Genomic DNA, 8286 nt, shown 5'->3' with positions numbered 1-8286 from the left:
GCGAAAGGCCCGAAGGTCCCCTCCTTTCCCCCGTAGGGCGTATGCGGTATTAGCAGTCGTTTCCAACTGTTATCCCCCACGACTAGGCAGATATCTAGGCATTACTCACCCGTCCGCCGCTCGACAGCGAAAGTAGCAAGCTACCTTCCTGTTTCCGCTCGACTTGCATGTGTTAGGCCTGCCGCCAGCGTTCAATCTGAGCCATGATCAAACTCTTCAATTAAAGTTTTTTTGTTCTACTCCGTTAGAAGTAAAACGGCTCAACGAATTATACTGTTTTTCACAAACCCGAAAGTTTATGAAGTTTACATATTTCTATGGTCACTCAGCTTCCCTTATAAAAGAGATTCGTTGAGATAATTTTTGATTGTCTCAAAAGAGACAATTTCGAATAACTCAACACCTGTGAGTGCCCACACAGATTACTTGATAAATTGTTAAAGAGCGTTGCACTTGATAGTGCGGCCGTTGACGCTAGGTCGTTGGCTTGAGGAGGCGTATTCTACACTCTCCGTGGTTGACGTCAAGCGCTTATTTTAAGAAGTTTTTCAAGCGATGATTTCTTATACACTCTCGTATGTAAGACACATCTACGAACCACTTAAATTGCTTTTCAACCTGATGAACAATCCTGAGATTTTCCATCATACTGAAACATTATATTAGGCTAGAAGCCTGCTATGCCGTGTCAGTGGTTGCGCATTATAGGGATGTCAGAGAAGAGCGCAAGCACTTTTTAACGGAAATACGATCTATTTTAATAACCACATTATACACACCTATTACTCACTGAGTTATCCACAAAAAATACGATTTATGTCTAAGAAACAAGCTATTGACCTAGACATCTATAAGACTCAATGCGCCATTCAATGCAAAGTAACACTAAATGAATCCCCTTTACCTAAACCTGAGATCTCTCAACCCGTAATACCAAGCTATTTATACCTTATATACTGTAATCAAACTCCTTATCGAGTTAATTAACATCCTTGCCCTGAGTACAGAGACAAACGGATAGACAATTGACTGTATGAATCCTATTTTTGTTCATTCTCTGCCTATTACCATTGCTTCGCCCTACCTCTATATGCCTATAGCCGTATTCAGGCTTCTTTCCAGCTCTGACTTCTATGTGTGAAACAAAGGTAGGCCATACACCCGTGATTCTATATTTCATAGCATCTAAATAGGTTGCTTGACGCCATCTCCTTTGAAAGCCCACCATGACTTTGACATCTTCTTGTAGTGTTGATATCCCTCCCTTCTCAACAAGATTTTTCCGCTGAAGCCCCCTCAAACTCAACAAACTACCAAAACACCACAAATTCAGACGAAACAACTGAAAATAACACCATCAGCAACATATCAAACCACTAAAATGACTATTGTTAGTTGATTAACAAACTAAGCATATGTAATCTATTTGTGAACAGAGTTTCTGGTGTGAAGGTTTATATTTGAGTTAAGTAAGTATGAAAGACGTCATGATGTAGCGTGTAATATAAAGTGCTAAATGGATTTACAACACCTTCCTCACTCTTCTTAAATCTCAAACTTCGTCACTATCAAAATTGTCCTGTCGACGTAGGCGATAACATATAATTGCATCGCCACACTTATAGTCGTATCAAAGTCTAAGGTAGTGTAGCAATGTGGCTTTTCAACAAAATATTCCGCAATCGAAAGTCTCTCAACTTCAAAAATAAAACGGGCTTTGCTACTACTGGTCTCGTTATTATCTGTACTTTAATTGCAGTAGGCGTAAACCACACGTTTAGCAGTTCACCAGATGTAAGTACGCCACATGACAATTCGATCCAAGCTAATAATGGTGACAAGAATTTTTCCAAATCAACAATTCCCTACCAAGACAGCTTAGCTGGGCACGGCATTAAGCCAGTGAATATAGCTGAACGTCCTTGGATGGGCGCTTCTTTAAGAAATCATCTTTATAGCGAATATTGGCAGCAGCAAGTAAAAGACCACCTTGCCCAACCTTATACTCCTGGCTGGACTAAGTTTGAGGGATATCATGCCAGCCAAGGGCGAGACCCTCTCCTATTACCCACCTTTGCTCGTATGCTGATGTCCGAACATGCACCAAAAGAGCTCGTTGTTCGGCTCATTAAAAAGGTAAATGCTAAGACAGCATTGTCTGATATTGGTTTAACACACAAAAACTCATTGGACACAGCAGATGCTAGCAGCCCAATTCATGTATTTAATCTACCCAAAGAGATGAGTTTTGAGCAAGCACTTGAATTGGTGAACTCTCATGAAAATGTCGATTTTGCTGAGCCAAATTATCTTATCGAGTGGGCTTTAGCCCCCAATGAAACCAATGACAATATCAGTTCTGGCAATGCATGGTGGCTTAATCAAATTAAAGCTTACGAGGCCTGGGATACAGCAACAGATGCATCAGCCATCGGTCCTATTGCTGTTTATGATCAGGGCATTTTACGCACCCATGAAGACTTGCAGGGTAACTTCTGGATAAACCCAGACGAGATTGCAGGCAATGGCGTTGATGATGATAACAACGGTATTGTCGACGATATTAACGGCCGTACTAACCGTGTATTTGGCGGACACGGAACCCCCGTCTCAGGCACTATTTGCGCACGTGGTGATAATGGCATCGGCTATGTAGGCAGTGCCTGGCGCTGTCAATTGATGGACACCGGCGGTCCATTGAGTTTTGCAGCGGCTGTTTCTGATGCTATGGCATCTCTGATTTATGCGACAGGTGAAGGCTCCAGAATCTCAAACCACAGTTGGGGAATTCGTGGTTCATACAGCCAAGCATTCAAAGATGTGATTACCGATATCGAAGACGATGATCACCTCATGGTTATCGCCTCGCACAACTTCAATTCCAACATTGATTCAAGCCCAGTCTACCCAGCCTCTTACGACAATGACAACATCCTGAGTATCGCAGCGTCGAATCGCAGCGAAGGCAGGATCAGCTATTCCAACTATGGCGCCGTTAGTGTCGATATTGCAGCACCAACAGAGTTCAACACGGTCAATTCAAGCGGTGGTTATTCCGGTTTTAGCGGCACATCGCAGGCAACGCCCGTCATGACTGGCGTCATTGCTTTGGCGTGGTCAATGGACCCATCCATGACATTCCGTGAAATTAAAAGCCTTGTTATGGATACCGCTCGTCCCGTTGCGGCATGGCAAGGCCTGACACGTTCAGGTGCTATTGTAGACATGAAAACACTGGTTGAATCGGTTGTTGTCGATACCGATGGCGATGGCATTCTCGACGATGTTGATACCGACGATGATAACGACGGCGTACTTGATATTAATGACGCCTTTCCGAGGGATCCTAATGAAACCGTAGACACTGATAAGGATGGCATTGGTAACAATACAGATACCGATGATGACGGAGATGGTGTTTCCGACACTGAAGATTGGCGCCCTCTAGATGCATCTGAACAATATGACACCGATGGAGACGGTGTAGGTAACAATACTGACAACGACGACGATAATGACGGCGTTGAAGACACCAATGACGCCTTCCCTCTCGATGCAACAGAAACCACTGATACCGATAGTGATGGTGTGGGTGATAACACAGATGTATTCCCAAGTGATCCGAATGAAACCACTGATTCCGATGGTGATGGTGTGGGCGACAACGGTGATATTGACCGCGACAACGATGGTCTAGCCGATGACCTAGAGTCCCTCACACAAGCGGATATAGCAGATTGGCCAGTGCTGACAGGCAATGCTTCCTTTGTGGAAGGCGTGCTCGCTGCGAACGGTGGTTCATGGGGCTATCAAGCTAATTCTGCACGTATTTCAACCTATGGTTTTAGCGACAACTATCGCTTTAAATTTAAGATTCAATCCCTTGGCACGTACAACATGATTGGGCTTGGGAATGTTGAAATCTCAGCAAGCTATACCGACATTGATTATGCGTTCTACCTTGTTGGCAGTTCACTATATATCTATGAAAATGGAGCCTCACGTGGCACGTTCGGCTCTATTGCCACGAGCGATATCCTCTCAATCGAGGTCGCCGAAGGCACAGTAACCTACCGTCGCAATGACACAGTCGTTCGGGAGATAGCATATAGCGGCAATACCCCTGACTTCTATGTCGACTCCAGCTTCCACAGTGGTGCCATTCGCTTGAGCAACATCGAACTCACACCACTTTCGGGTTCAGGTTTCTCGGCAGATGCTGACAGTGACGGCGTCACCAACGATGTCGATCTCGACAGTGACAACGACACTATACCCGATGTGATTGAAGCGGGTCTTACTGACAGTGACGGCAGCTTGACCGTCGACAGTATCGATTTGCAAGCCAGCGTTGACCCAGCCCCAGACAGTGATAATGACGGCATTCCTGATTATCTCGACTTAGAAAGCCACAACGCCGCCAATGATGGCAGCGCCTTTGATATGCACAATAGCGATTTTGCCCCCTATGACACCAATTATGACGGCATGTTAGATGGTAATGACGAGCTTGGCGGCAATGATACCAACAACAACGGTGTGGATGATCGCGCCGAAGATGCCGACGGCGACGGTATTTCCAATCCGAACGATGATGACGATGATAACGACGGCACGTTAGATATTTACGATGCCTTCCCGTTTGATCCGAGTGAAGACACGGATTCAGACGGCGACGGTGTGGGCGATAACAGCGATGCCTTCCCTGACGATGCCACTGAAACCACAGACACCGACAATGACGGGGTTGGCGATAATGCGGATGCTTTCCCAACGAACGCCTCTGAAACAACAGACACTGATAACGATGGCGTCGGCGACAACAGTGACGCTTTCCCTGACGATACCACTGAAACCAAGGATTCAGACGGTGACGGCGTGGGCGATAACAGTGATGTCGATCGTGACAACGATGGGTTAAGCGATGAACTAGAGCTTCGTACCAGTGCGGATGTGCTGGATTGGCCAGTGCAAACAGGCAATTCAAACTTCACCAACGGCGTGTTGTCCGCCAATGGTGGTTCGTGGACTTACCAAGCAAACTCTGCCCGCTTCTCAACCTACGGCTTTAATGACAGCTATCGCTTAAATTTCACCGTTGATGCGCTCGGCAGTAATAATATGATTGGTCTCGGCAATGCTGAAAGTTCAGCGAGCTATACCGATATTGATTACGCCTTCTACATCGTCAGCACCACCCTGTATATCTACGAAAGCGGCGCGTACCGAGGCAACTTCGGCGCTGGCAGTGTTGCCGCTGGTGACGTGCTCACACTCGAAGTCGATAACGGCAACGTGCGTTACCTTCGCAATGGCAACCAAGTCCGTGAAGTCGCTTTTAGCGGCAATACTCCTGACTTCTATGTTGATTCCAGCTTCCACAGTGGCGCCATCCGCTTGAGCAACATCGAACTCACCCCACTCTCGGACTCAGGTTTCTCTGCAGATGCGGACAGTGACGGCGTAACGAACGATGTCGATCTCGACAGTGATAACGACACCATCCCTGATGTGGTAGAAGCGGGCTTAACCGATAATGATGGAAACCTGATGGTTGATACTATTAATCAGCAGGGATCGGTTGATCCTGCACCGGACAGTGATGACGATGGCATTCCTGATTATCTCGACTTAGAAAGCCACAACGCCGCCAATGATGGCAGCGCCTTTGATATGCACAATAGCGATTTTTCCTCCTATGACACCAATTATGACGGCATGCTCAACAGCGATGATGACGAAGGCGGTAATGATACCAACAACAACGGCGTGGATGATCGCGCCGAAGATGCCGACGGCGACGGCATTTCCAATCCGAACGATGACGACGATGATAACGACGGCACGTTAGATATTTACGATGCCTTCCCGTTTGATCCAAACGAAAACACTGATTCTGACGGCGACGGTGTTGGCAACAACGGTGATGTCTTCCCTACGGATGCGACTGAAACCACGGACACAGATGGTGACGGCATTGGCGATAATGCGGATGCTTTCCCGAACGACGTCTCAGAAACTACGGACTCCGACGGTGACGGCGTGGGCGACAACAGTGACGCCTTCCCTGACGATGCCACTGAAACCACAGATTCAGACGGTGACGGTGTTGGTGACAACAGCGATATCGATCGAGATAACGATGGTTTAAGCGATGAACTAGAGCTTCGTACCAGCGCGGATGTAATGGATTGGCCAGTGCTAACAGGCAATTCAAATTTCAGCAATGGTGTGTTGTCGGCCAATGGCGGTTCGTGGAGCTACCAAGCCAACTCTACTCGCTTCTCAACCTACGGCTTCGACGATAGCTATCGTCTGAATTTCACCGTTGATTCGCTTGGCAGTAACAATATGATTGGCATAGGAAGTATCGAATCTTCTGCCAGTTATACCGACATTGATTACGCCTTCTACATCGTCAATACCACTTTGTATATCTACGAAAGCGGTGCGTACCGAGGCAACTTCGGCGCTGGCAGTGTTGCCGCTGGTGACGTGCTCACACTCGAAGTCGATCATGGCAACCTGCGTTACCTTCGCAATGGCAATCAAGTCCGTGAAGTCACTTTTAGCGGCAATACTCCAGACTTCTATGTCGACTCCAGCTTCCACAGTGGTGCCATTCGCTTGAGCAACATCGAACTCACCCCAATTTCGGGTTCAGGGTTCTCGGCGGATGCAGACAGTGATGGCGTAACTAACGATGTCGATCTCGACAGCGATAACGACACCATCCCCGATGTGATTGAAGCGGGCTTAACCGATAATGATGGCAACCTGATGGTTGATACTATTAACCAACAGGGCTCGGTTGATCCTGCACCGGACAGTGATAGCGACGGCATTCCTGATTATCTCGACTTAGAAAGCCACAACGCCGCCAATGATGGCAGCGCCTTTGATATGCACAATAGCGATTTTGCCGCCTATGACACCAATTATGACGGCATGCTCAATGCCGATGATGACGAAGGCGGCAATGATGCCAACAACAACGGCGTTGATGATCGCGCTGAAGACGCCGACGGTGATGGCCTGTCAAATCCAAACGATGATGACGATGATAACGATGGGACGTTAGATATCTACGATGCTTTCCCGTTTAATCCAAATGAAAACGCGGACTCTGACGGCGATGGTGTCGGCGATAATGCTGATGCCTTCCCTTACGATCCCGCTGAAACCAGCGACACGGATAATGATGGCATAGGGAATAACAGTGATGTAGATAATGACAACGATGGTCTCCCTGATGCATTAGAGCGCCGCACCATCTCACTCGTCAGCGACTGGCCCGTGTTAAATGGCAATGCTACCTTCACCGATGGCATCCTCTATGCCAATGGTGGCAGTTGGACATGGCAAGCGAACTCGGCGCCTTTTTCTCACTATGGATTCACTGACCAATATCGCCTCAGTTTTACCGTGGATGAGCTCGGCAGTAATAATATGTTCGGCCTTGGCAGAGTGGAAAGCTCAGCTAGCTACGCCGACATTGACTACGCATTCTATCTCGTGGGCAGCCAAGTCTATTTCTACGAAAACGGTGCTTATTTCGGAAGTATTAGCGGTGTAGCCGTCGGCGACACCCTGTCACTGACCGTCGCAGATGACACTGTCCGCTATTACCACAATGCAACTGAGGTTCGCTCGATCACCTACAACGGAGACACTCCTGATTTCTATGTCGATAGTAGTTTTTATAATGGAGCAATCCGTCTTAACCACATTATACTCAGCCCACTTAGTGGCGGCGGTGTGTCTGTGGATGCTGACGGCGATGGTTATAGCAATGATGTCGATCTGGACAGTGACAACGATACAATACCTGATCTGATAGAGGCTGGACTATCCGATAACGATAGCGATCTGATGGTAGACAGCGTTTACCTGCAGAGCTCAGTCGATCCCGCACCAGACACTGATGGTGATGGGATACCTGATTATCTGGATTTAGAAAGCCACAATGCCGCCAATGATGGCAGTGACTATGATATGCATCTCAATGGATTTTCAAGCTACGATAACAACAATAATGGTCAAGTGGATGCTGAAGATAATCTAGATGAACAAGATCTTAACCATAATGGATTGAATGATTTTATTGAAGCACGTTTATGAAGTTCATGAAGAGTTAAGTAACAATCTGGACGTTAATGATTAATACCAATTGGCATTAATCATGATAGCCCTCAAATAAAACGGCCCTATCAAAGGGCCGTTTATATCAAGAAAACTATATGATCTATGCTTTAGTGAGTTAACATAATATGTGCTGACTCACTG

1 protein-coding gene and 1 rRNA gene are annotated in these 8286 nt (G+C 46.9%); one reads left to right on the top strand and one right to left on the bottom strand.

Going from position 1 to position 8286, the window contains the following annotated elements; all coding sequences use genetic code 11:
- Positions 1-223 (bottom strand): 16S ribosomal RNA (locus FN961_RS08270); the annotation flags it as partial.
- 1430 nt (positions 224-1653) lie between these two features.
- Between FN961_RS08270 and FN961_RS08265 the strand changes: the two genes are divergently transcribed.
- A complete protein-coding gene (locus FN961_RS08265; RefSeq protein WP_143564079.1) occupies positions 1654-8121 on the top strand; it encodes a S8 family serine peptidase in 6468 nt (2155 codons plus the stop codon).
- Positions 8122-8286: the final 165 nt, after the last annotated feature.

It is taken from the genome of Shewanella hanedai (assembly GCF_007197645.1).
GTDB lineage: Bacteria > Pseudomonadota > Gammaproteobacteria > Enterobacterales > Shewanellaceae > Shewanella > Shewanella hanedai.
Note: the sequence above shows the minus strand (reverse complement) of the source record. Positions and strands in the feature narration are given on the sequence as shown.